Here is a 24,330-nt window from a genome sequence, read left to right on the forward strand (position 1 = left end):
CGGCAGTATAGAACGCAGGGATGAAAGTGGCGGGGTCATCCCCGCACACTTTCATGTGAATCGGTGATCAGGCTTCCGGTGGCATGTCGGTGACCTCGGGTGTCACGGCCACGACGCCGACAACGCCCTCGATGCCGTCCTCTTCGTCCAGCGAGGCATCCAGGCGTTCCACCGCCTGCAGCGTCTCGCCATCGGACAGGCGGATCAGGGTGACGCCCTGGGTGTTGCGACCGACCTGTGAGATCTCCGCTGCGCGGGTACGCACCAGGGTGCCGCCGTCGGAGATCAGCAGCACCTCGTGGTGATCGGACAGCTGGATGGCACCGACCAGCCGGCCGTTGCGTTCGGTGGTCTTCAGCGCGATCACGCCGCGAGTACCACGCCCCTTGCGCGGGTAGTCCGCCACCGGTGTGCGCTTGCCGTAGCCACGCTCACTGGCGGTCAGGATGTCGCCGTCGCCATCCACCACGACCAAGCTGACGACCTCGGAGCCTGCTTCGGGGATCGAGGGCACGCTGTCGGCATCGCCAGCCTCACCGTCGTCCTGGTCTCCCTCGACATCCGCATCCGCGCCCGCAACCAGGCGCATGCCACGCACGCCGGTCGCGGTGCGGCCCATCGCGCGGACCAGCGACTCGGAAAAGCGCACCGCACGGCCGTTGGACGCGAACAGCATCACGTCGCGCTCGCCGTCGGTCAGCGCCACGCCGACCAGCGCGTCACCTTCGTCGAGATTGATCGCGATCTTGCCGCGCGCCAGCTTGAAGGCGAATTCCGTCAACGGGGTCTTCTTGACGGTGCCGTTCCTGGTGGCGAAGAAGACGTAGCGGCCTTCTTCATAGGCGCGCACCGGCACCACCGCCTGCACCTTCTCGCCGGCTTCCAGCGGGATCCAGTTGATGATCGGGCGACCACGCGCGTTGGAGCCTGCTTCCGGCAACTGGTACACCGGCAGCCAGAACACCTTGCCGCTGCTGGTGAAGGTCAGCAACGTGTCGTGCGTATTGACCAGCCACAGCTGGTCGATGAAATCCTCTTCCTTGGTCGCCGCCGCGCTGCGACCACGGCCGCCGCGCTTCTGTGCCCGATAGGCGCTGGCGGGCTGGCGCTTGGCATAGCCCGCATGCGACAGCGTGACCACCATGTCTTCCGGCGCGATCAGGTCGAGGATGTCGAGGTCTTCCTCGCTGTGGCGGATCTCGCTGCGGCGCTCGTCGCCGAACTCGGCCTTGACGTTCAGCAGTTCGTCGCGGATCACCTGCAGCAGCACGTCCGGGTTCTCCAGGATGCGGATCAGGCCGGCGATGACCTCCAGCAACTGGCGGTACTCTTCGGTCAGCTTTTCCTGTTCCAGGCCGGTCAGGCGGTGCAGGCGCATTTCCAGGATCTGCGTGGCCTGCGCCTCGCTGAGCTGGTAGCGGCCGTCGACGAAACCGATCGCCGCCGGCAGGTCTTCCGGACGCGAGGCCTCGGCTCCGGTGGCCGCCAGCAACGCGCCGACCAGGCCCGGTTCCCAGGTCTTGGCCAGCATGCGCTCGCGCGCTTCCTGCGGATTGGCCGACGTCTTGATCAGCTCGATCATCTCGTCGATGTTGGCGAGCGCGACCGTCAGGCCTTCCAGGATGTGCGCGCGGTTGCGCGCCTTGCGCAGTTCGAAGATGGTCCGGCGGGTCACCACTTCGCGACGGTGGCGCACGAAGGCTTCCAGCATCTGCTTCAGGTTGAGCAGCTGCGGGCGGCCATCGACCAGCGCGACCATGTTGATGCCGAACACCGATTCCATCGGCGTCTGCAGGTACAGGTTGTTGAGGACGACCTCGGCGGATTCGCCGCGCTTGACCTCGATGTAGATGCGCATGCCGTCCTTGTCGGACTCGTCGCGCAGCTCGCTGATGCCTTCGAGCTTCTTTTCCTTCACCAGCTCGGCGATCTTCTCGATCAGCCGGGCCTTGTTCACCTGGTACGGGATCTCGGTGACGATGATCGACTCGCGGCCGTTGTCGTCGTTGACCTCGATGTCGGCCTTGGCGCGCATGCGCACGCGGCCGCGGCCGGTGCGGTAGCCGGCGATGATGCCGGCGGTGCCGTTGATGATGCCGCCGGTGGGGAAGTCCGGACCGGGGATGTACTGCATCAGCCCGTCGACATCCAGTTCCGGGTTGTCGATCAGCGCGATCAGGCCGTTGACCACTTCCGACAGGTTGTGCGGCGGGATGTTGGTGGCCATGCCCACCGCGATGCCGGCCGAACCATTGACCAGCAGGTTCGGGAAGCGCGTCGGCAGAACCGTCGGCTCCTGTTCCTTCTCGTCGTAGTTGGGCTGGAAATCGACGGTTTCCTTGTCGATGTCCGCCAGCAGCTCATGGGTGAGCTTGGCCATGCGGGCTTCGGTGTAACGCATGGCGGCCGCGGAGTCGCCGTCGACCGAACCGAAGTTGCCCTGGCCATCGACCAGCATGTAGCGCAGCGAGAACGGCTGCGCCATGCGCACCAGCGTGTCGTACACCGACTGGTCGCCGTGCGGGTGGTACTTACCGATCACGTCGCCGACGATGCGGGCGGACTTCACGTGCGGCTTGTTGGCGTGGTTGCCCAGTTCGTTCATCGCGAACAGGACGCGCCGGTGGACGGGCTTCAGGCCATCGCGGACATCCGGGAGCGCGCGCCCCACGATCACGCTCATGGCGTAATCCAGGTAGCTGCGGCGCATCTCGTCTTCGAGGTTGACGGGGATGATTTCCTTGGCGGTATCGGCCATTCGGGTTCCGTGTTTCTTTGGTTGTCTCGGGCCGAATCCGGGCCAACACCTTCCCGGCCGGGACAAGTCCGGCGGGGCAGGATCGGGCGGGGATTCCGGCAGGTTCTGCAGCCTGCGGAGTGTATCACAGACACCCCATCCAGCGGGCCGTTTCACTCAGAGAAACAAGCACTTATGACTGCACCGGCCGGCGCGCGGGAACATCGGTGCGACGACTGTCGGGATCGTGGTGGGCCTGAAACGAAAAAGCCCGGCCAAGGCCGGGCTTTTTCGTTGGAACTGGTGGGCGGTACAAGTTTCGAACTTGTGACCCCTGCCGTGTGAAAGCAGTGCTCTACCGCTGAGCTAACCGCCCGAAATCATCGGGGCGCGAATGATAAGCGCGGACCGGGGGGGCGGTCAACGCGCCCGCGGTCAGCGATCCTTGGTGTCGCAAAGGGCGCTGACCCGGCGCGGTGACGCGAAGCAGTCGCTGCGCGCCTCCGGCCAGAAGTCGCGGAACACCGCATGCGTCGGCACCCGGTCCAGCAGTTCGCCCGGCTCAAGGAAGCGGTACAGCGCCGCCAGCGACCGTACTTCGATCGGCGACACCCGCCGCAGGATGTGCTCCGGCCCCAGTTGCTGGGGGTGCTCCAACCCCGCCGCGCACAGCATGTCGCGCAGCGCCTTCAAGGTGTTGTCGTGGAACTGCTGCACGCGCACCGACTTGTCGCCGACGTCCAGATGCTTCCAGCGCGCAGGATCCTGGGTGGCCACGCCGGTCGGACAGCGGTCGTTGTGACAGCTCTGCGACTGGATGCAGCCCAGGGCGAACATGAAACCGCGGGCGGCATTGCACCAGTCGGCTCCCATCGCCATGGTACGGGCGATATCGAAGCCACTGATGATCCTGCCGGCCGCGCCGATCCGGATGCGGTCGCGCAGGTTCAAGCCGACCAGCGTGTTGTGCACCAGCAGCAAGGCCTCATGCATCGGAACGCCGACGTGGTCGATGAACTCCGCGGGCGCCGCGCCGGTGCCGCCTTCCGCGCCGTCCACCACGATGAAGTCCGGCAGCAGGCCGGTTTCGTGCATCGCCTTGGCAATGCCGAACCATTCCCACGGATGCCCGATCGCCAGCTTGAAGCCCGTCGGCTTGCCGCCCGACAGCTCGCGCAGGCGGGCGACGAACTGCAGCAGTTCGACCGGCGTGGAGAACGCCGAGTGCTTCGCGGGTGAGACGCAGTCGTGCCCCATCGGCACGCCTCGCGTGGCCGAGATTTCCGCACTGACCTTGGCCGCCGGCAGCACGCCGCCATGACCCGGCTTGGCTCCCTGGGACAGCTTCAGTTCGATCATCTTCACCTGCGGCGAATGCGCGTTCTCGACGAAGCGCTCCTCGCTGAAGCGGCCCTGCTCGTCGCGGCAACCGAAGTAGCCTGAGCCGATTTCCCACACCAAATCCCCACCCTTCTCGCGGTGGTAGGGCGAGATCGAGCCTTCGCCTGTATCGTGGTAGAAATTGCCGCGCCGCGCGCCTTCGTTCAGCGCGCGCACGGCATTAGCCGACAACGAACCAAAACTCATCGCCGAAATATTGAACACGCTGGCCGAATACGGTTGCGCGGTACCGGCGCCGATCACCACGCGGAAGTCGTGCGAATCCACGTGCGCCGGCGCCATCGAATGGTTGATCCATTCATAGTCCACGCCGTAGACGTCCTGCTGGCTGCCGAATGGCACCACGTCACTGACGCCTTTCGCGCGCTGGTAGACCAGTGCGCGCTGCTGGCGCGAGAACGGCACTTCCGCCGTGTCGCCCTCGATGAAGTACTGGCGGATCTCGGGACCGACGGATTCCAGTCCATAGCGGAAGTGCGCCAGCACCGGATAGTTGCGCCGCAGGGTGCTGCGGGTCTGCAGCACGTCCCATGTGCCCAGCAGCGCCAATCCACCGAACACCGCGACGCCCCACCATGCTCCCGGCCACATCGACGCGAACGCCAGTGAAGCGGCGGCCAGCAACACGCAGACAACAAAGGCGAGGTAACGCTGCATCCGGCAGTCTCCCGTGGGCCAGCCACGATTCTATGCCATGCCCTGCGACCGCATGCCGCAGCGATCCCGCGGGGTTGATCCGGATCAATGCCCGGCGAAGCGCACAGTGCGACGTTGGCACCACCACAACCGGGGAGAACACGACATGCATCCGATCCTGCGCGAGATCCTGATGGAGCCCGTGGGCTGGCTGGCCATCGGCGGCAGCATCGTCATGGTGGGGATCGGCGCCTTCGTGGCGCTGTTCGTGCGTCGCAAGGTGCGCGAGGAAGAGAAAAAGCGGCAGCGCTGAGGCGACAACGCCGCGGTGGTGCCCGGAGCCGGAATCGAACCGGCATGGCCTCGCGGCCGGCGGATTTTAAGTCCGATGCGTCTACCAGTTTCGCCATCCGGGCATGCGGATAGCCTGCCTCAGTCGCGCCGCATTGGAAAGCGCTGGCGTGAGCCGCTCGCCGCACGGACGCAAAAAGAAGAAGCCCCGCATGCGGGGCTTCTTCCGTGCTCCCGGAGGAGCGCATATGGAGCGGGAAAAGGGACTCGAACCCTCGACCCCGACCTTGGCAAGGTCGTGCTCTACCAACTGAGCTATTCCCGCATTGGGAGATCGTTGCGATCCCCGGATCTGGAGGCCTGGGTCGGAATTGAACCGGCGTACGCGGATTTGCAGTCCGCTGCATAACCACTCTGCCACCAGGCCGGTGGCGACCACGCCAGACTGGCGCAATCACGACGCCTTTTCAAGCGTCCTGCAACACAAAGCCCCGCGAACGGGGCTTTGGGAACCATCCTTTTCAGGACGAAATCTGGAGCGGGAAAAGGGACTCGAACCCTCGACCCCGACCTTGGCAAGGTCGTGCTCTACCAACTGAGCTATTCCCGCGTCGAGAAGGACGAAATTGTAGCGTCTTGTTTTGGCATGTCAACACTCTTTTCCTCGCCGTTGCGCAGGATCGGCCATGCCGCGAGCAGGTACTGGATGCCCGACCACAGTGTCAGCAGGGCCGCGATGGCGAGCAGCCAGTCGCCGAGCAGGAACACCCACCGCCCCATCCAGATATCACCCAGCACCTGTTTGCCGGGGGTGGACGCATACAGCAGACAGGACAGCGCCACCATCTGCACGATGGTCTTGATCTTGCCAAGCGCAGCCACCTTGACCGTCGCGCGCTGGCCCAGTTCGGCCATCCATTCACGCAACGCGGAAACCGCGATCTCGCGACCGACGATGACCGCTGCCCAAATGGCCATCCACATGGTCGGGTTGTCCTGCACGATCAGGAACAGCGACACCGCCACCATCAGCTTGTCGGCCACCGGATCGAGGAACGCGCCGAAAGCGGAGTACAGGTGGTAGCGACGCGCGATCCAGCCATCCAGCCAGTCGGTGACCGCCGCCAGCACGAAGATGAACGCAGCCGCGAAGTTGGTCCACGAGTACGGCAGGTAGAACACCAGCACCAGCACCGGGATCAGCACGATCCTGAGCAACGTGAGCCAGGTGGGGACGGTCAACTTCATCGCAGGCTTACTCGGTTCCAGCCTCGGGCATCGGCAGCCCGTGCAGGTTAGCGTAGATTCGCTCTGCCAGTGCGGCATTCACGCCTTCCACGCGCGCGATTTCATCGGCGCCAGCGGCCTTGAGGCCCGCCAATCCTCCGAAATGCTTGAGCAGGCTGGCACGCCGCCGCGGGCCGATGCCGGGAATGTCTTCCAACTTGCTGGTCATGCGCGCCTTCTGGCGCTTGCCGCGATGACCTGTGATCGCGAAACGGTGCGCTTCGTCGCGCACCTGCTGGATCAGTTGCAATGCCGGCGACGCGGCGCCGGGCCGTATTTCCCGTCCGTCAGGCAGCACCAGCGTCTCGTGGCCGGCACGACGCTCGACGCCCTTGGCGACGCCGACCAGCACCACCCCGTCCACGCCAAGGTCGGCGAGCGCAGCCTGGGCCTGGGCCAGCTGGCCCGCACCCCCGTCGATCAGCAGGACATCGGGCAGTACCCCGCCCTCTTCCACCGCACGCCGGAAACGGCGCTCGATGGCCTGGTGCATGGCCGCGAAATCATCGCCCGGCGTGATGCCGGTGATGTTGTAGCGCCGATACTGGGAGCGCACCGCACCGTTGGCATCGAAGACCACGCACGACGCCACCGTGGCTTCGCCCATCGTGTGGCTGATGTCGAAGCATTCGATGCGCTTGGCGACGTCAGGCAGCGCGAGCAGCTCTTTCAGTGCTTCGCTGCGCGCAGTCTGTGCGTTGCGACTGCCCAGCTCGGTCACCAGGGCGATTTCGGCGTTGCGCTTCGCGAGATCCAGATAGCCGGCGCGTTCGCTGCGGACGTTCCACTTCAACTGGACTTTGCGGCCCGCCGCCGAGGCCAGCGCATGCTCGATCAGTTCCGCTTCCGGAATCTCGCGATCAAGGACGATCTCCTGCGGCGCGGGTTGCTCGGCGTAGTACTGCGACACGAACGCACCCAGCACCTCCTCCGCACTGTCCTCGCCATTGGTTTTCGGGAAGAACGTGCGCGTGCCCAGGTTGCGGCCGTCGCGGAAGGCCAGCAGCAGTACGCAGGCGTGGCTGCCCTGCATGGCACAGGCGAGCACGTCCAGGTCGGCGGCATGCCCATCCACGTACTGGCGCGCCTGCAATGTGCGGATCGACGCCACCAGGTCGCGCAGGCGGGCTGCCTTTTCGAATTCGAGCTCCGCGCTGGCCTGTTCCATCGCCGTGCCGAGCTCGCGCGTGAGTTCGTCGCTGCGCCCGTCCAGGAACAACGTCGCGCGACGTACCGATTCCGCGTAGTCCGCTTCTTGCACCAGCCCCACGCACGGCCCGCTGCAGCGGCCGATCTGGTACTGCAGGCACGGGCGGGAGCGGTTGCGGAACACGCTGTCCTCGCAGTTGCGGATACGGAACAGCTTCTGCATCAGGTTCAGCGTTTCGCGAACCGCGACCACGCTGGGATACGGGCCGAAATAACGCCCCGGCACCGCGCGTGCACCGCGATGGAATGCGATACGCGGCCATTCCTCGCGCGTGAGCAGCACGTAGGGATAACTCTTGCCGTCGCGCAGCAGCACGTTGTAGCGCGGCGTCAGCGACTTGATCAGCTGGTTCTCCAGCAGCAGCGCTTCGGCTTCCGTGCGGGTGACGGTCACGTCCATGCGCACGACCTGCGACAGCATCGACAGGATGCGCGGCGACTTGGGCGAGCTGTTGAAGTAGCTGGCCACGCGCTTGCGCAGCGCGCCGGCCTTGCCGACGTACAGCAGGGCATCGTCTGCGGCGTACATGCGGTACACACCGGGTGCCGTGCTCAAGCCGGCAGCGAACGCCTTGCCGTCGAATTCCGCCTGGGGACTGCCGCTCATTCGTCGATCGGAACGTGGCTCAATTCGCCGGTGGCGATATCGTAGCGCAGCACCGCGTGTGCATCCGTCTCCGCGATCCATACCGCGCCTGCGGCGACGGAAAGACCCGCCGGGCCATGCAGGGCCCGGGGCAGCGCCACGGTGGTGAGTTCGCCGCCACCCAGGCGCAGCGTGCGCAGGCTGCCGTTGCCACTGTCGGCAATCCACATGACGGGGGCATCGGGACTCAGTGCGATGGCCTGCGGGTGCTGGAGGCGCGCGCGGTCACGCGGGCCGTCCTCGGCACCGAACGTCCACGCGCCCTGCCCGATCAGCGTCTGCACCGTATCGCCACGCAACTGCATGGAGCGCACCGCCGAGCCGACCGCATCGCAGACATAGAGCGTCTGCAGCACGGCTGCCAGACTTGCCGGCTGCGCGAAGGCCGCCATCGGCCCGCTGCCATCGCGGACATCGAGTTGCCCGGAGCCCGCGCGCGCGCGGATCTCGCGCGTGCCCAGGTCGTAGCTCCACACCCGGTTGTCGCCCGCCATTGCGAGGAAGATCTGGTTGTTGTTCACCACCAGTGCCTGCGGTTGGTTGAGCGCCACGTTGCGGGGCGCGGCGACCACGCCCTCGACCGGTTCGCCTGCACGGCCGTTGCCGCAGAGGGTATCCACGGTGCTCGTGGGCAGGTTGATACGCCGCAGGGCATGGTTCCCGGTGTCCGCCACGTATAGCGATTCGCGCACCAGTGCCAGCCCTTGCGGACGGCGGAAAGCCGCGTGATTGAGCTCGCCGTCGGCGAGGTCGGGGGTGCCCATGCCGAACTGCCGGATCACCCGCCCCAGATGATTGCACTCGAGCACGCGGTGGTGGCCGCTGTCGGCGACGAACAGGCGGTCAGGCGTGGCCACCAGTCCGGCGGGGAAGCACAACGGCATCCGGGGTTCCGGTCGGGCTTCCCGGAACGTCCGCAGATCATCGTCCGGCGGCACATGCAGTCCGTCACACAGGCGCGCGATGTGCCGCTCCAGTTCGGCCAGTCCATCCGCACCCACGACCCTATGCTGGACCTGACCCTCGCCATCGATCAGCAGTACCGTCGGCCACGATTCCACTCCGAAGCGCTGCCACGCCACCCAATCGGCGTCGTGCGCCAGCGGCAGCCCGTTACCGTGCCGGCGCAGGCGCTTCAGGGCGCTGTGCGGGTCGCGCTCGCTGTCGAAGCGTGGCACATGGATGGCCAACGCCTGTAGCCGACCCAGGTGACGCGCCTGAAGTACAGCCAGATCGTTGAGCCGCTGCGCGCACCAGGCCGAGGCGCTGTTGACGAAGGCCAGCGCGACGATGCGCCCCCGTTGCTCATGCAGCGTGGTCGCCGGCGCATTGAGCCACTGCAGGGCGCGAGGCAGTTCGGGGGCCAAGGTCATGTCCGTCATCTTCCCTGATTATGCCCAAGTCTCATTCCGGGGAGAGCCGGGCCACGACCGCTTGTGCGGCGGAATCGACCAGTCGCCAGACCCGCTGGAAGTCCTCCGGCCCGCCCGTATAGGGGTCCGGCACTTCGCCTCCGGCCTGCACGCCGGCCCATTCCAGTAACAGCACCACCCGGTCGCGCCGGGTCGCAGGCGCGATCTGCAACACGTCGCGCAGGTTCGCGCGGTCGGCGCAGAGCAGCCAGTCGAAAGTATCGAAATCGCGTGCGGACAGCTGACGCGCGCGCTGCTTGCCGATATCGACGCCATGGTCGCGGGCGCAGGCGATGGCGCGGCGATCCGGCGATTCACCGGCGTGCCAGCCACCGGTACCGGCCGAATCCACCTCTACCTGACCGGCCAGCGGCGACGCCCCCAGCCGGGCGCGCAGCGCGCCTTCGGCCATGGGAGAGCGACAGATGTTGCCCAGGCATACGACCAGCAGCTTCACTGTTCCGCGCCCTTCAGGATGGATTCCGCGCGGGCAAGGTCTTCGGGGGTATCCACGCCAGGCGGAAACGGCTCGGGCGTCAGCGCCACGGCGATCCGGTGGCCGGCTTCGAGTGCCCGCAACTGCTCCAGCGATTCGACCAGTTCCAGCCCGCCGGGTGGCATCTGCGAGAACCGGCGCAGGAAACCGGCGCGATAGGCGTAGATGCCGATGTGGCGCAACCACTGGCCGGCAGGAAGAGCATCGCGCGACTGCGCGAAGGCATCTCGGTGCCAGGGGATCGGCGCGCGACTGAAGTACAGCGCATCGCCATTGGCGGCACGCACCAGCTTGACCGCATTCGGATCGAACAACGTGGCAGCGTCGTCGATGTGCACCGCCAGCGTCGCCATCTCCGCGCCACTGGACGCCAGCGTATCGGCAACCGCCCGGATGCCGGCCGGTGGCGCGAACGGTTCGTCGCCCTGCAGATTCACCACCAGCGCATCGTCGGCCCATCCGGCGATGTCCGCGCACTCCGCGAGGCGATCGCTGCCCGATGCATGCCGTTCGGATGTCATCGCCACGCGCACTTCGGTGGCCTGCAATGCGTCACGGATGCGGATGTCGTCCGTGGCAACCCAGACTTCCCGCGCACCAGCGACCAGCGCGCGGCGCGCCACATGGACGACCAGCGGCGTGCCGCCGAGGAGGCGCAGCGGTTTGCCGGGCAGCCGCGACGCGGCATAGCGGGCAGGAATGGCGACGATGAAATCGGTCATCGGGATCCGGATCGGGTCAGGGATGAAGGGAGTTGTCTACTTCGCATCCGCTGCCGGCGGACGCATGCGGCCCAATCGGTCCAGCAATGCGATCCAGAACGCCTCCGGCAGCTTCGCCGTCACCGGCACGCTGTAGAACCAGTTGTTGGCGAACGCGGCGCACTTCACCGCATCCTTCTCGGTCATGAGGACCGGCAGTTCGCTGCCGAACGCGAAATCTTCCGCACGGTACGCATGATGGTCCGCGAATGCATGCGGCACCACGCCCAAGCCCCGCCGCCTCAACATGGCGAAGAAACGGGCGGGATTGCCGATGCCGGCCACCGCATGCACGCGCTGGCCGGCAAAGCTCGCCAGCGGTTTCGGCCGGCCACCCTGCAAGGGGAGCGCGTCATCGGCCTGCAACTGCATCGGCCATTCGCCGAAGGCTGCCGTGTCATCGGACGAGGGCAGGTTCACTACCCGGAACCCGCACGTCGCCGCGCGCGCCACGGGCTCTCGCAGGGGACCGGCGGGCATGAGCCGTCCATTGCCATAACGGCGCGCACCATCGATCACCTCGATCTCCACGTCGCGCTGCAGGCGATAGTGCTGCAGTCCGTCGTCGCAGATCACCACGTCGCAACCGGCCGCCACCAGGGCCTTGGCCGCCGCGACACGATCACGGTCCACGCGCACCCGCGTGCCGGTATGCCGCGCGATGAGGACGGGCTCATCCCCCCCTTCTTCGGGCGGAGTCGCTGCATCCACCCAGCGCGCCTGCGCTCCGTCGCGGCGGCCGTAACCGCGGCTCGCCACACCCGGCCTGAAACCCGCCGCGCGCAGTCGCTCCACCAGCGCGATGGTCAGCGGCGTCTTGCCGGTGCCGCCGGCCGTGATGTTGCCCACCACGATGACCGGCACGCCTATCCGTCGATGGCGCAGCAGCCCAGCCCGGTACAGCCACCTGCGCAGGGCAACCAGCACGCCGTATCCGCCCGCGAGCGCACGGGCCCACAGGGGCACCGGCCCGTCGCCAAACCAGTAATCCGGCGGTTGCGGCATCGCGCGGTGGCTCACCCCGCCTCACCCTCGCGGAACTGCATCTGGTGAAGATGCGCGTAAAGGCCGCCTCGTGCCAGCAGTTCCGCGTGCGTGCCCTGCTCGACCAGGCGGCCCTGGTCCAGTACGAGCACCTGGTCGGCGTGCTCGATGGTCGACAGGCGATGCGCGATGACCAGCGTAGTGCGGTCCGGCATCAACTTCTGCAGGGCGTTCTGCACCAGCCGCTCGGACTCGTTGTCGAGCGCGGCCGTGGCCTCGTCTAGGATCAGGATCGGCGCGTCCTTCAACATCGCGCGGGCGATCGCCAGGCGTTGGCGCTGGCCACCGGACAGGCGGCCCCCCTTGTTGCCGATCGGCGCCTGCATGCGCTCGGGCATCTCCTGCACGAATTCCATCGCGTTGGCGCCTCGGACCGCCTCTTCCATCGCCGTGGCCTCGGCTCCCTGCAGCTCGCCATACGCCACGTTCGCAGCCACGGTACCGTCGAACAGCATCACCTGCTGCCCCACCAGCGCGATCTGCCGGCGCAGGTCCGCGAGCCGGTAGTCCTGCAGCGGATAGCCGTCGAGCAGGATCTGGCCGGATTCGGCCTCGTAGAAGCGCGGGATCAGCTTGATCAGCGTCGACTTGCCGCTGCCGGAGCGCCCGACGATGGCGGTGACGGTGCCCGGGCGTGCGGTGAAACTGATGCCCTCCAGCGCCGGCCGGCTCTGGCCGGGATAGCGCGTGGTGATATCGCGGAATTCGAGCAGTCCCTTCGAGCGCTCGAGCGCGCGGCTGCCGGTATCCCGCTCGTCCTCGGCGTCGAGCACGGAAAACAGCCGCTGTGCCGAAGCGACGCCACGCTGCAGCATGTTCTGCACGTTGGTCAGCTGCTTGAGCGCCGGGATGATCGCCATCATCGAGATCATCAGCGTGACGAAGCCGCCCGCCGTCAGCCGGCCCGCCATCGCTTCGCGGCCGGCGAAGAACAGCAGCAGCGCCAAGCCGATCGCGCCCATCAACTGCACCATCGCCGAGGAGACGCTGCGGGTGGCTTCGACCTTCATCGCCAGCTTCAGGTTCGCGTTCGCCAGACCTTCGTAGCGTGCCAACTCGCTGCCCTGGGCGCCGTAGACCTTGACTTCCTGCTGATTGGACAGCGTCTGGTCCGCAGCCTGCATCATCTCGGCGCCACTTTCCTGGATGCGGTGGCTGATGCGCCGGTAACGCTTCGCCACCTTGTCCATGATCCACGCCAGCGGCGGGGCCATGATCAGGATCGCCAACGTGACCTGCCAACTGGTCCAGAACATCACCACCAGCGCGGCGATGATCTGTAGCACCTGCTGCAGCATGACCTTCATCGCATCGACGGCGGCCTGCGCCATCTGATCGGCGTCGGATCCCAGTCGGACCAGCATGGCCGGCACGGGTTCGGTATCGAAGCGCAGGCCCGGCAACCGCAGGTACTTGCCGAGCACGTTCACGCGCACGTCGCGCGCGATGCTGCGCGCCGCCTTGCCCATGCCCATGTCGGTGACATAACCGGCGATGCCGCGGATGATGAACAGGCCCACGATGGCCAGCGGCAGCAACAGGCTCTTGGCCTTGTCGCGATCGATGAAGGTCTCGTTGACCACCGGTTCCATCAGCTTGCTGAACGCGCCGCCCGCCGCTGCCTCGATCAGCATGCCGACAGCGGCCAGCGCCAGCAGCCCGCGGTATGGCCTGGCAAAGCCCATCAGCCGCTTGTAGACCTGCCAGGCAGAGCCGTCGCGGCTCACTTCTTCGCCTCCGGCGCGGTAGCGATGTTGATTTTCCGGAAACCCAGCTGACCCAGCGCATCCAGCGCCGTCACCACCGCCTGGTGCGGCGTGCGCGCATCGGCACGCAACAGCACGGGGCGGCCACGGTCACTGCCCGCCACCTGCTGCAGCGTCTGCTTCAGGGCATCGATGTCGGGGCGGAGGACTTCATGCTCGTCCACGAAATAGCGCCCGTCGGCGTTGATGAGCACACTCAGCGCCTTGACCTGCGCTGCCACCGGCTCGCCATTGGCGCTCGGCAGCTGGAGTTGCAACATCGAGCGTGCATCGAATGTGGTGGTGATGACGAAGAAGATGATCAGCACCAGGATCACGTCGATCAACGGTACGAGGTTGATCTCGGGCTCTTCCTGCGCGCGGTCGTCGCGGATGCGCATGCGCAGGCCTCAGACGCTGGCAGGTGCCGGCGCGGCCACGCCGGACGGGCGCGCCACCGGGCGGGTGTGGCGGGCTTCCAGCGCATCGACCAGCGCCGTGGCTTCCTTCTCCATCTCCATCACGTAACCGGTGACCTTGCCGCGGAAATACCGGTGGAACAGCAGCGCCGGGATGGCCACGATCATGCCCGCCGCAGCGCACACCAGTGCCTTGCCGATGCCGCCCGCCAGCGCGTTGACATCGCCCACGCCACTGTCCTGGATGCCCAGGAACATCTGGATCATGCCCACCACGGTGCCCAGCAGACCCAGCAGCGGACCGGCGGACGCGATGCTGCCGAGGGCGTTGAGGAACTTTTCCATCCGGTGGACGACATGCCGGCCGGTGTCCTCGATGCGCTCGCGAATCTGCTCGCGCGGCTTGTTGCGCACATCCAGCGCCGCCGCCAGCACTTCGCCCAGGGGCGAGTTGCGGCGCAGCGAGTCGATGTGCGCCGCCTCCAGTTGCCCGCGGCCGGCCCAGGCACGGACTTCCTCACCCAGGCCGGGCGGCAGGATTTCCTTTCGGCGCAGCGACCAGAAGCGTTCCACTACGATGGCCAGGGCCAGTATGCCGAGCAGCAGCAGCGGGATCATCGGCCAACCGCCGGCCTTCACCAGTTCCAGCACGTTCAGTCCTCCGGCACATCGGGCCGTCCTTCTTCCAGCCGATAGGATAGCCCACCGGCCCGCTGGCGCCGCACGGCGTCCCACCAGCGCGGCCGGTCGTGACGCCGTTCACGCACGCGCAACCCATCGCCACCCAGCCATACGCGAAGTGCGCCGCCGGACTGCGTGTCAAGCAACTCCCCGCCCCGTGCCTGCCACCTAGCCACTACCTCTGCGCGTGGATGCCCGAACCGGTTGCCAGCCCCGCTGGAATTCACGACAAGCCGGGGCGACGTGGCGGCCACAAACGCCGGATCGGATGAGCCGGCACTGCCGTGATGCGGCAGAACGATGACCTCCGACCTGAGCGAGCCCGCATCACGGTGGACCAGTCCACGCTCGACGATGGCGCCGATGTCCCCCGGCAGCAGGACGCCCCCATGCGGCGTGTCCATCTTCAGTACGCAGCTCGCCTCGTTGCCCAGGTACGGAAAGTAGAGGCCGGGATGCAGGAAGCTGAAGCGCACGCCGTCCCACGTCCATGACGCGCCCGCCACGCAAGGCGCCCGCGCATCCAGCGGGCTGCCTGGAGGCGCCAGCACTGCCTGTACCGGAAAGGCATCGCGGACGGCATCGGCGCCGCCGGCATGGTCGTTGTCGGCATGACTGATCACCATCGCGTTCAGGCGCGACACCCCCAGTGCCCGCAGAGCCGGCACCACGGCCCGCTCGCCCGCATCGAAACCTTCCTCGACGGCGGGCCCTGCATCGAACAGCAAAGCATGGTGCGCGGTGCGCACCAGCACGGCCAGTCCTTGCCCCACGTCGACGACCACCAGCTCGACTTCGCCCTCGCGCGGCAACTCGCGATCCGGCCACAGCAATGGCAGCCACAGCAGCAGCGCCAGCGATTTGCCTGGCACACCACGCGGCAACAGCAGCCAGAAACCACCGCCCAGTGCCAGCCAGAGCGCCCAGGTGCGACCTTCGGGCAGCCACCACAACGCATGGGGATGTTTTGCCATGCCTTCGAAGAGCACCCAGCTCCACTCGAAACAGGTCGCTGCGGCACGCCATGCCCACGCGCCCGCACCCGCATGCGCCGTTTCCAGCCCCGTCCCGAGCAAGGACAGCGGCACCACCACCAGGCTCCACCATGGAATAGCAACCAGGTTGGCCACCGGGCCTACGAGCGAAGCCTGGCCGAACAGCACGACGATAAAGGGCAGCAGGCCTACCGTAGCCACTCCCTGGGCTGGCAGGAACGCCCGCGCCCAATGCTGGGAGACCGGCAGACACCACGCCAGCCACGCCACACCACCGAAGCTCAGCCAGAAACCTGCCGCCAGCAGCGACAATGGATCGAACACCAGCACCGCCAGCATCGCCAGCGCCAATGCGTCGACCAGCCGCACATGGCGCCGCGCCAGCCGCGCCATCACCACCACCGCGATCATCAGCACGGTGCGTACCGTCGGCAGCGCGAAGCCGGCGACTGCGGCGTATCCCAGCGCGCCCGCCAATGCCCATGCGCCTGCCGCCTGCGGACGCGGGATTTTTCGCGACAGCGCTGGAAACAGCCTCCACATCCCTGCCCCGCCAAGGGCGAAGAATCCCGCCACGAGCCCCACATGGAATCCTGAGATCGCGATGAGATGGGTCAGTCCCGTGGCACGCAGCACCTGCCAGTCGGCATCATCCAGTCCCCGCGTGTCCCCCAGCGCCAGCGCCTGTACGAAACGCGCCGACCGACCTCGCATCGCATGTCCCATCCTGTCGGCCATGTCACTGCGCAAGGTATCGATACCCCGCCCCGGCGACAGTCGGCGCGCATGCGTGGCATTGCGCACATAGCCCATCGCGCTGATGCGCTGCGCCGCGGCATGGCGTTCGGCATCCACGCCGCCGGGATTGGCCAGCCCGCGCGGCGCTCGCACGCGAACCTCGAACTGCCAACGCTCGCCGGCACCCAACTGCGTGCGCGGCCCCGGCTCCGTCGCACCGAAATCGTCGTACCACGCCAACCTGACCTGCCGGCCACGCAGTGGCGCGGGTTGCTGCTCAGTATCGTCAATGCGCAGCAGGAAGCGGGTTCGCCGCGCTTGCGGGTCCGGCAGGCCGACCACCTGTCCGCTCACCAGTACGTCGCGCCCTTCCCACGCCACCGGCAGCTGCGCACCGAGGCTCCATGCCGCATGCAGCCCTGCCCATCCGATACCGGCCAGCCCTGCGCCGAGCCAACGCCAGCGGGAAGGCCAAAACCACCCGGCGAGCCCGAACACGAGCGCGCATCCCAGGAGAGCCACCGCCGGCAAAACAGGACGCCAGAGCATGACGACCATGCCAAGCAGCAAGGCCGCCGTGCACGCGGGCCCGAACGGCGGCAACGGCAGCTTCCGCATGCCCGTCGGTTCCATGTCAACGATCCAGCGGACTGAGCACCGCACCAGCACCCCGGTTGAGGACGTGCGTGTAGATCTGGGTGGTCGCGACATCCTTGTGCCCGAGCAGTTCCTGCACGGTACGGATGTCGTAGCCACTTTCGATCAGGTGGGTGGCGAACGAGTGGCGCAGCGTGTGCGCGGTGACCGGCTTGGCGATACCCGCCGCGATCCGTGCACGCTTGATTGCCCGCGCCAGCATCGCCTCGTCCAGGTGGTGCCGCCGCCATCGCTCATCCCTCGGGTCCAGACTGAGGTTCCGCGCAGGAAACACATACTGCCATCCCAGTTCGCGCCCGGCGCCCGGGTACTTGCGCGAAAGGGCATGCGGCAACCAGACCTCTCCCGCACCCTGCGCAAGATCCTGCTGGTGCAGGACGTGCACACGCTCTACCTCCGCCTGCAACGCAGGTACCAGCGACGCGGGCAGGACCGTCCGGCGGTCCTTGCCACCCTTGCCCTCGCGCACGGTGATCTCGTTGCGGGCGAAGTCGACATCCTTCACACGTACGCGAATCCCTTCCATCAACCGCATCCCGCTGCCGTACAGCAGCCGGGCAAGCAGCGCCATGCGCCCATCCATGTGGGCCAGCAAAGCGCGCACCTCCGACTGCGAGAGTACCGTGGGAACACGCAACGGCCGCTTGGCTCGCACCACATCGTCCATCCACGCGAGTTTCAGGCCCAGGACCTCGCGATACAGGAACAGCAACGCGGACAGCGCCTGGTTCTGCGTACTCGCCGCCACCCTGCCTTCGACCGCCAGGTCCGTCAGGAACGCCTCGACCTGCGTCGCCCCGAGCTCGCGCGGATGACGTTTGTCGTTAGCCAGAATGAATCGCCGGATCCACCCCAGGTAAGCCCGCTCGGTACGCAAGCTGTAATGACCCACGCGCAACCTGCGCGTGACTTCCTCCATCAACCCCGCGCGCCCCACCGCCCCCGAACCCGATACCGCCCCGTCTACCGGCTGATATTCCATAGCTCCCGCATTCCATGCGACTAGTGCAGGCAACGTCGCATGTGAAGCTCACGCAAGCCATCGGGCAAGCGATTGAACCAGCATAGGAAAACCCCGATTGACGCCCACAAGGCAAGCCTGAATACTCCGCGTTATCACCCCGAAATGGGGTCTACTAGGTGTTATGCGTGGGTAGGTGTGTTGGTGTTGTCGGCTTCGGCGATGATGCAACTTCTGCCCCGATTCTGGCTTAGGCGTTGATCGCCCGCTGATGTGTCCGACTCACTCGCGCTCCCCTGCTTCGCTTCACTCGGCTTCGGACGCATCGTGTTCGCGCCGCTCGGCAAAGGATGGCTTCATGGCTTACGGATTGGCGGCGCTTTCGGCTTCGGTCCTTGCTGGCCTCGACCCGTGCCGTGCGGACGGATGCTTTGTCCGTGCTCCCTGGTCTCCCGGGCCCGTTGCGGGCCGCTGGCTTCGGGTTTACCTTGGAGCGCATAACAGTTCGTTCAAGCCGAACCCGCTTCGCGGGTCGGCTTAACTCAGGTGTTAGGCGGTAATTGTCCAAAGTTGTTCGGCGGTTCTTGCTTCGGGCACTTTGTGTGAAGTTTCCTACACCGGCTTCGGCGGCAACCCGCGGCCAGCAGTCCTGGTAAAGCTTCGCGTCCCAGTTGCTGATAGTGTTCGGCTAGCGGTGGCGGCGGGGCATCAAGCATCACGTTAAACCGGCAATCTTCCGCCTAACAGTTCATTCAAGCCGAGCCCGCCTCGTTACGGCACCGAGCGGACAGTTGATCGGGCGGGCCGGCTTAATTCAATCGTTAGGCCCAAGATCATTTCCCCGTGAAGTACAAGCTCATCAAATCCATGGCGCATAACTGGAGCCACTCCTTCATGAGTGGCATGAACTACGTTGATGGCGACTTCGTGTTTGAGGACATGTACCAGCTCGCCCGTGACCGGAAGGGCGAAAAAGTTACAGTCACGTGGATCCCGGAGCGCCCGGAGGAGCTTTCGTCTCTCACTCCCCGCATTCGGGAGTCGCTTACGCACTATCGGAAGGCTCTGCCCGAGCACCTGAGTCGGCACAGCGTCGAGACTTCTGCAATATCAGAAATGCGCACTGAGGTGTATGTAGCGGAGAACCACCGGATGTACGTCCGGTCCTACGTTCTGGACAGCCGCGGCAAAGAGCATGTTCAGTTCGTTTGGGCCTAACAATTCATTCAAGCCGAACCCGCTTCGCGGGTCGGCTTAATTCTGGCGTTAGGCCGCACACCATGTACCGTCTCTATCCGATAGCAGATGACTTTGAGGCTACCATTCGGATCCTGACTGAGTCCGAAGGCGGCCGTAAGACTTCACCCTTCAACGGCATTCGCTGGGATTTTTCCTACGCATCGGATAACTCCTCAGACGAGCTATATATGATCTGGCCTGATTTTTACGGCCCCAGCGGAGATAGCATACCCACGGATTCCCCGCTGCCTCTTGGTATGGAGTTGCCCGCACGGATGACTGTCGTAATTGATGAGAGGCGAGAGCAAACTCATCGAGCTCGCATCAAGCCTGGGGTCGAGTTCTATTGCCATGAGGGCCCCAATAGAGTGGCGGTCGGTCGTGTTACCCGCATCACTGGGCTGCACACTGCACGCCCAGTGCGGCCTAACAGTTCATTCAAGCCGAACCCGCTTCGCGGGTCGGCTTAATTCAGGTGTTAGGCCCTATGAGAGCATCCCTATCATTCGTGGCAATGCTCCTCGGCGGATCAACGCTGAGTGGCAGCACCCTGCCGGTCGTGATCGGCGGATCACCCGATGTAGATGCATGTAGCTCTCTTGGCGCTATTACGATCGGCAAGGCCGTTACCCTTCGATCAGGCCCCGGAGAGAAGTACCAACGCCTAGCCACTCTCGCTGCGGGTGATTTTGTCCACCTTTGTAGTACGTCACCTGATGGCAACTGGTCTGGCGTAATCCTTGCTCAAGACGGAATTCTTGATTGTGGGGTTTCCTCTCCGGTGTCGCCTGCCAAGGAGTACCAAGGACCATGCCAGTGGGGCTGGGTACCAATAAAACGGGTCTCGCCGGTTGCCGGCTAGGGCCTAACAATTCATTCAAGCCGAACCCGCTTCGCGGGTCGGCTTAATTCAAGGTGTTAGAGGGCACAGATAGTGCGCCGCAAGATCATTCAAGACCTAGCTAACACCCTCTGCCAAATGCTGGTCGGATGGCGCATGGGCGAGGATCTAGAGGTCCTAGCAGAGCTACCCGATGGCATCCTCTCTATCAATGTTCTTACAGGCACCGCATCCCACGATGCAGCCGGGATCATCTCGCTCCACATTGCTGGCGAGTTGCAGGCCTGGCTTTCCCATCATCTGAGCATCAGTCAAATTCCCGTTCAAGCCATTTCATCTGCTGACATTGTGGCCAAGGTCTGCACGGATCGCCTTGCCTCCAACCGCAAGCGGATAGTCTCGTTCGATTTCTCAGTGCGCTCCTTGATTTCTACGGACGAGTGCAGCTACACGGGACAACTGCATGAGGTTCACCGCTGGCACTCGCGGGTGCCCTCTAACAATTCATTCAAGCCGAACCCGCTTCGCGGGTCGGCTTAATTCCGGTGTTAGGCCTTGATGGAAACGTTCGTGGGCATCGTATTCCTGCTTTCCGCGCTCGCGGTGCTGCCTGCATTCGCGGCGTCCATCCATTGCTCTAGCCGCTTAACCAGTTACCTGCGGCAAAGGCACCCGAGCACCTGGGCCGAGATCGCGCCAGACTCACTCTCCGAGCCCTCCCTTTCCGCTCCGGTGACCAGATTCGTCACACAGCGCGCCTATCGAGAGATCGATGACGCTCACCTCAATGCGCTAGGAGATAGCTGTTTTCGGCTACTCTACGTTGCGGCCGCGATCTTCTTGGCCTTCGTGTTTTCCGGGCTGACTTATGGTGCACTCAAGGCCTAACAATTCATTCAAGCCGAACCCGCTTCGCGGGTCGGCTTAATTCTGGTGTTAGGCCGCATGAAGAGCATCTTGGCAAACTCATCTATAACCTTCGGCATAGCCGTTCTTGCCTACGCGCTGGCTTGGATCCTAGGTTTGCTTCCCGTTGATTTCATGCTCCCCTCCGATGGCCAGGCTCACTCTCAATATTGGCGTGCCGTTCCGAAGGTATCGCAAAGTTTGGGTTACCTGCCGTACGCTCTCGCTATTGTCGGGTTGGCGATCCTGGTTGCGGGACTAGCTCTTCGTCGTCGGCTGCGCAACACTGCGGCCTAACAATTCATTCAAGCCGAACCCGCTTCGCGGGTCGGCTTAATTCCGGTGTTAGGCCTCATATGAGCCATTCCCACTCATTTCACTCTTGGCCATTCGATCTGCCAGTTGAGACTGGAGTGTTCACTACTCGCCAAGTTATGGACGGGCTTGAGCCGATCCGCGAGGTCTATCATGATCCTGACGGCGATTGGCAATTCTTGTGTGGCACCACGCTCGACACGGCAGATCTCAAGTTGGTATGCCTCGGTTGCATGGTGGAGCGAGACCTCACAATCGGCTAGCTGGCGGAAATGCCGCCCAGCTGGTGTGCTACAAGGCGGGCCGCTGGTGACGAGTGGATTCAAGAACCGTATGAGCCACGCGCAGATGAGGCCTAACAATTCATTCAAGCCGAACCCGCTTCGCGGGTCGGCTTAATTCTGGTGTTAGGCCGCATGAGCGAGATCACCAGCAACGCAATGCTGCTTCTGTCGCTTCAACGTGCGCTCCTCGACGAGGTTCATGCCAGCCTCCGGCAGGCTTCGATTGAGGCCGACCCTGCCTTGCAGATGATTCGGCTCCGCTTCGAGTATGACGGCGAGCCCTCGGCAACTGCCCAAGAAGGCTGCTCCTGCGCTGCTACTGAGGTGATTGCTGACTTTCCAGCGCCTTGGCAGTTAGACGAGCAACATCTGGCTGTGCCAGCAAGCGAGCCGCTATCTCCGTTGTCGCATATTGCATATCGCCGGGCAGAGCCCCAGCATGCGGCCTAACAGTTCATTCAAGCCGAACCCGCTTCGCGAGTCGGCTTAATTCAAGGTGTTAGCTGCCATGGAAAATGTAGTTGCAACGGAGCCAGGTGCACGACTGTTGAACCTCTCGCGAGACCGGTTCACTGGGCGACCTGTCTTTGGCAACCCAGCTGCATACCGTTGCGCCGCGTGCGGCACATCCACTCGGTTCCAGCTTGGCCGCAAGAACCCCGAGCCCTTTACGTCAAACATCCATGCGGCGTTAGATGCCGCGTCCGGCCCAGCAGTGCCGTGGGAGACGGATTACACTGACTTCTGTTGCCTAGGGTGTGGTCTTCCGGTTCGCGTGGCGCATGAGATTCATGAGTTCGCAATGTCGTCTTATCGTTACCTACCGCTCTGCGTGTATGAGTACGTCGGTGGCAGCTAACAATTCATTCAAGCCGAACCCGCTACGCGGGTCGGCTTAATTCTGGTGTTATGCGTGGGTAGGTGTGTTGGTGTTGTCGGCTTCGGTGATGTGCTGGATGCCGCCACGCCATCGGCTTCGGCGTTGATCGGCCGCTGATCTGTCCGACTCACTCGCACTCCCCTGCTTCGCTTCACTCGGCTTCGGATGCCTGGTGTTCGCGCCGCTCGGCAAAGGATGGCTTCATGGCCTTCGGATTGGCGTCGCTCTCGGCTTCGGACTTTGCTGGCCTCGACCTGCTCCGTGCTTGCGGAGGCTTTGTCCGTGCTCCCTGGTCTCCCAACCCCGTTGCGGGCCACCGGCTTCGGGTTTACCTTGGCGCGCATAACAGTTCGTCCAAGCCGAACCCGCTTCGCGGGTCGGCTTAACTCAGGTGTTAGGGCCCACATGAGAACTTCACTGATATCACTATTGGCTCTCGTGACCCTACCCATCAACGCACTTGCATGTCGCGAGCCCTCCCAAGACATGCAATTCGAGGATGCGGACACTGTCTTAGTTGGCTGGATATCCAGCGCTTCTGCTCCAGAGCTAGAGACGCTTTCTTCAGGCAGCAGCGACAGCGATGCTCTCAACCAGAGCATCAACAGCCACCGGATCTTTCGCATCGTCGTGACTGAAACTCGTAAAGGGCAGCCCGTAGCCAATCAGACTGTTGAGATCAACTTCTGCGCTGGCACACATAACGAGGTAGGATCTCGCGTTATCGCGTATCACTTTCCGGATGGATCATGGCGGGTGTCGCAGTTGCCGTTTCCAGACCCCCAAAGTGGGCCCTAACAATTCATTCAAGCCGAACCCGCTTCGCGGGTCGGCTTAATTCCGGTGTTATGCGTGGGTTGGCGTATTGATGCTGCGGGCTTCGGTCGCACATCGTTTGCCCGCTGCCACTGGCTTCGGCGTTGATCGGCTTTTGATCCTCTCGCCGCCAGCCTGCCGCTCCAGCTTCGCTCTGCTCGGTTTCTGTCACATTGCTCTCGCGCCGCTCGGTTTGCTTTGGGGTTCGCGGCTCACGGACTGGCGGCGCCGACGGCTTCGGCTGAACAAGCCCGGGCCACTCCCTTTCCCGACTCCATTCAGTGATTTTCTCTTCGCCCGGCTTTCTCGGCTAAGATCGCTTTAACAGCCCGGGCCACCTACTACCTAGGCTGCATAACCACTCGTTCAAGCCGAACCCGCTTCGCGCGTCGGCTTAACTCAAGGTGTTAGGGCTCAAAATGAGATTTATCGCAGCTCTACTTCTCGCTCTACTGATGGGATGTCAGGCTGCAGTCCCTTCTGCCACCTCGACTGACGATGCTGCAATCGCCAAGCATCCCCGGGCGGATAGATTCAAGGGCTACTACGTCTCCGGCTTTGAGCGGAGGGAGTTTAGGCCTGAGAGCAATCCAGAGCAGCGGTGGTGGCTATCGGGCTCGCTAGACGGCTGCGGGTTTCTGAACTTCAATCAGGAGCGCTATAGTCCATGGCGTCAGACGTACGTGGAGTTTCAAGGTGAGCTTTCCCCGCCGGGACGGTACGGTCACCTAGGTGCTTATGACCGCGAGATCACCGTTGTCAAATTCGAGTCATGCCGGGCACCCTTGGATGGCGAGGGGATTGAGCCCTAACAATTCATTCAAGCCGAACCCGCTTCGCGGGTCGGCTTAATTCAGCAACTGTCTTCTGATGAGTGGTCAGGTCGCTACCGGGGCCCCAGCCATCAGCTCATCGCGGCGCCGCGCATTGACG

The 24,330-nt window shown here is 64.5% G+C and carries 18 protein-coding genes and 5 tRNA genes; 5 read left to right on the forward strand and 18 right to left on the reverse strand.

Annotated features, from left to right (window positions below):
• Positions 1 to 67: 67 nt before the first annotated feature.
• The 3 genes from gyrA to FB548_RS12055 form a co-directional block, all read right to left on the reverse strand.
• Positions 68 to 2,758 (reverse strand): DNA gyrase subunit A, encoded by a 2,691-nt coding sequence (gene gyrA, locus FB548_RS12045; RefSeq protein ID WP_142125020.1) that lies wholly within the window; start codon positions 2,756 to 2,758, stop codon positions 68 to 70.
• A 280-nt stretch (positions 2,759 to 3,038) separates the two neighbouring features.
• A tRNA-Val gene (locus FB548_RS12050) sits at positions 3,039 to 3,113 on the reverse strand.
• 59 nt (positions 3,114 to 3,172) lie between these two features.
• Complete coding sequence (locus FB548_RS12055) at positions 3,173 to 4,795, reverse strand: FMN-binding glutamate synthase family protein (protein ID WP_142125021.1); 1,623 nt, start codon at positions 4,793 to 4,795, stop codon at positions 3,173 to 3,175.
• 145 nt (positions 4,796 to 4,940) lie between these two features.
• Here FB548_RS12055 and FB548_RS18795 point away from each other — a divergent pair, with 145 nt between their 5' ends.
• Positions 4,941 to 5,087, forward strand: a complete 147-nt coding sequence (locus FB548_RS18795) for a DUF3149 domain-containing protein (protein ID WP_185742092.1) — start codon at positions 4,941 to 4,943, stop codon at positions 5,085 to 5,087.
• Positions 5,088 to 5,103: 16 nt separating this feature from the next.
• Here FB548_RS18795 and FB548_RS12065 read toward each other — a convergent pair.
• The 15 genes from FB548_RS12065 to FB548_RS12135 all read right to left on the reverse strand — a co-directional run bounded on the left by FB548_RS12065 (position 5,104) and on the right by FB548_RS12135 (position 18,137).
• Positions 5,104 to 5,190: transfer RNA gene (locus tag FB548_RS12065), tRNA-Leu, on the reverse strand.
• A gap of 124 nt (positions 5,191 to 5,314) precedes the next feature.
• Positions 5,315 to 5,390, reverse strand: a tRNA-Gly gene (locus FB548_RS12070).
• Between the two features lie 28 nt (positions 5,391 to 5,418).
• A tRNA-Cys gene (locus tag FB548_RS12075) sits at positions 5,419 to 5,492 on the reverse strand.
• A gap of 107 nt (positions 5,493 to 5,599) precedes the next feature.
• Positions 5,600 to 5,675: transfer RNA gene (locus tag FB548_RS12080), tRNA-Gly, on the reverse strand.
• Positions 5,666 to 6,313: a CDP-diacylglycerol--glycerol-3-phosphate 3-phosphatidyltransferase gene (pgsA, locus tag FB548_RS12085; protein ID WP_142125023.1), complete on the reverse strand. Its 648-nt coding sequence runs from the start codon at positions 6,311 to 6,313 to the stop codon at positions 5,666 to 5,668. The genes FB548_RS12080 and pgsA overlap by 10 nt, the downstream gene beginning before the upstream one ends.
• A 7-nt stretch (positions 6,314 to 6,320) precedes the next feature.
• Positions 6,321 to 8,168, reverse strand: a complete 1,848-nt coding sequence (gene uvrC, locus FB548_RS12090; protein ID WP_142125024.1) for an excinuclease ABC subunit UvrC — start codon at positions 8,166 to 8,168, stop codon at positions 6,321 to 6,323.
• The gene (locus FB548_RS12095) at positions 8,165 to 9,580 is read right to left on the reverse strand and encodes a hypothetical protein (protein WP_142125025.1); all 1,416 of its coding nucleotides are present in this window, start codon (positions 9,578 to 9,580) and stop codon (positions 8,165 to 8,167) included. The genes uvrC and FB548_RS12095 overlap by 4 nt, the downstream gene beginning before the upstream one ends.
• Positions 9,581 to 9,611: 31 nt before the next feature.
• Positions 9,612 to 10,076 (reverse strand): low molecular weight protein-tyrosine-phosphatase, encoded by a 465-nt coding sequence (locus tag FB548_RS12100; RefSeq protein ID WP_142125026.1) that lies wholly within the window; start codon positions 10,074 to 10,076, stop codon positions 9,612 to 9,614.
• Positions 10,073 to 10,837, reverse strand: coding sequence for a 3-deoxy-manno-octulosonate cytidylyltransferase (gene kdsB, locus FB548_RS12105; RefSeq protein WP_142125027.1), 765 nt, complete (start codon positions 10,835 to 10,837; stop codon positions 10,073 to 10,075). Before kdsB ends, FB548_RS12100 begins: the two co-directional genes overlap by 4 nt.
• A 36-nt stretch (positions 10,838 to 10,873) precedes the next feature.
• On the reverse strand, positions 10,874 to 11,881 hold the full coding sequence (gene lpxK / locus FB548_RS12110; RefSeq protein WP_142125061.1) for a tetraacyldisaccharide 4'-kinase: 1,008 nt from the start codon (positions 11,879 to 11,881) through the stop codon (positions 10,874 to 10,876).
• 11 nt (positions 11,882 to 11,892) lie between these two features.
• A complete protein-coding gene (gene msbA, locus FB548_RS12115) occupies positions 11,893 to 13,605 on the reverse strand; it encodes a lipid A export permease/ATP-binding protein MsbA (RefSeq protein WP_142125062.1) in 1,713 nt (570 codons plus the stop codon).
• A gap of 38 nt (positions 13,606 to 13,643) precedes the next feature.
• Positions 13,644 to 14,066, reverse strand: coding sequence for a biopolymer transporter ExbD (locus FB548_RS12120; RefSeq protein ID WP_142125028.1), 423 nt, complete (start codon positions 14,064 to 14,066; stop codon positions 13,644 to 13,646).
• Positions 14,067 to 14,075: 9 nt separating this feature from the next.
• Positions 14,076 to 14,735: a MotA/TolQ/ExbB proton channel family protein gene (locus FB548_RS12125; RefSeq protein ID WP_142125029.1), complete on the reverse strand. Its 660-nt coding sequence runs from the start codon at positions 14,733 to 14,735 to the stop codon at positions 14,076 to 14,078.
• Positions 14,736 to 14,737: 2 nt separating this feature from the next.
• Positions 14,738 to 17,131 carry a DNA internalization-related competence protein ComEC/Rec2 gene (locus tag FB548_RS12130; RefSeq protein ID WP_142125030.1) on the reverse strand — a complete coding sequence of 798 codons (2,394 nt, stop codon included), beginning with the start codon at positions 17,129 to 17,131 and terminating at the stop codon, positions 14,738 to 14,740.
• Between the two features lies 1 nt (position 17,132).
• Entirely contained in the window at positions 17,133 to 18,137 is a 1,005-nt protein-coding gene (locus FB548_RS12135) for an integron integrase (RefSeq protein ID WP_142125031.1), read from the reverse strand.
• Positions 18,138 to 18,959: 822 nt separating this feature from the next.
• Between FB548_RS12135 and FB548_RS12140 the strand changes: the two genes are divergently transcribed.
• From FB548_RS12140 to FB548_RS12160, 4 genes are all read left to right on the forward strand, one after another.
• Positions 18,960 to 19,334, forward strand: a complete 375-nt coding sequence (locus FB548_RS12140) for a hypothetical protein (protein ID WP_142125032.1) — start codon at positions 18,960 to 18,962, stop codon at positions 19,332 to 19,334.
• 955 nt (positions 19,335 to 20,289) lie between these two features.
• Positions 20,290 to 20,736 (forward strand): hypothetical protein, encoded by a 447-nt coding sequence (locus tag FB548_RS12150; protein WP_142125034.1) that lies wholly within the window; start codon positions 20,290 to 20,292, stop codon positions 20,734 to 20,736.
• Between the two features lie 18 nt (positions 20,737 to 20,754).
• On the forward strand, positions 20,755 to 21,084 hold the full coding sequence (locus tag FB548_RS12155; RefSeq protein WP_221625950.1) for a hypothetical protein: 330 nt from the start codon (positions 20,755 to 20,757) through the stop codon (positions 21,082 to 21,084).
• A gap of 749 nt (positions 21,085 to 21,833) precedes the next feature.
• Positions 21,834 to 22,151 (forward strand): hypothetical protein, encoded by a 318-nt coding sequence (locus tag FB548_RS12160; protein ID WP_255470520.1) that lies wholly within the window; start codon positions 21,834 to 21,836, stop codon positions 22,149 to 22,151.
• Positions 22,152 to 24,330: the final 2,179 nt, after the last annotated feature.

This window comes from Pseudoxanthomonas sp. 3HH-4 (assembly GCF_006716465.1).
Classification (GTDB): Bacteria; Pseudomonadota; Gammaproteobacteria; order Xanthomonadales; family Xanthomonadaceae; genus Pseudoxanthomonas_A.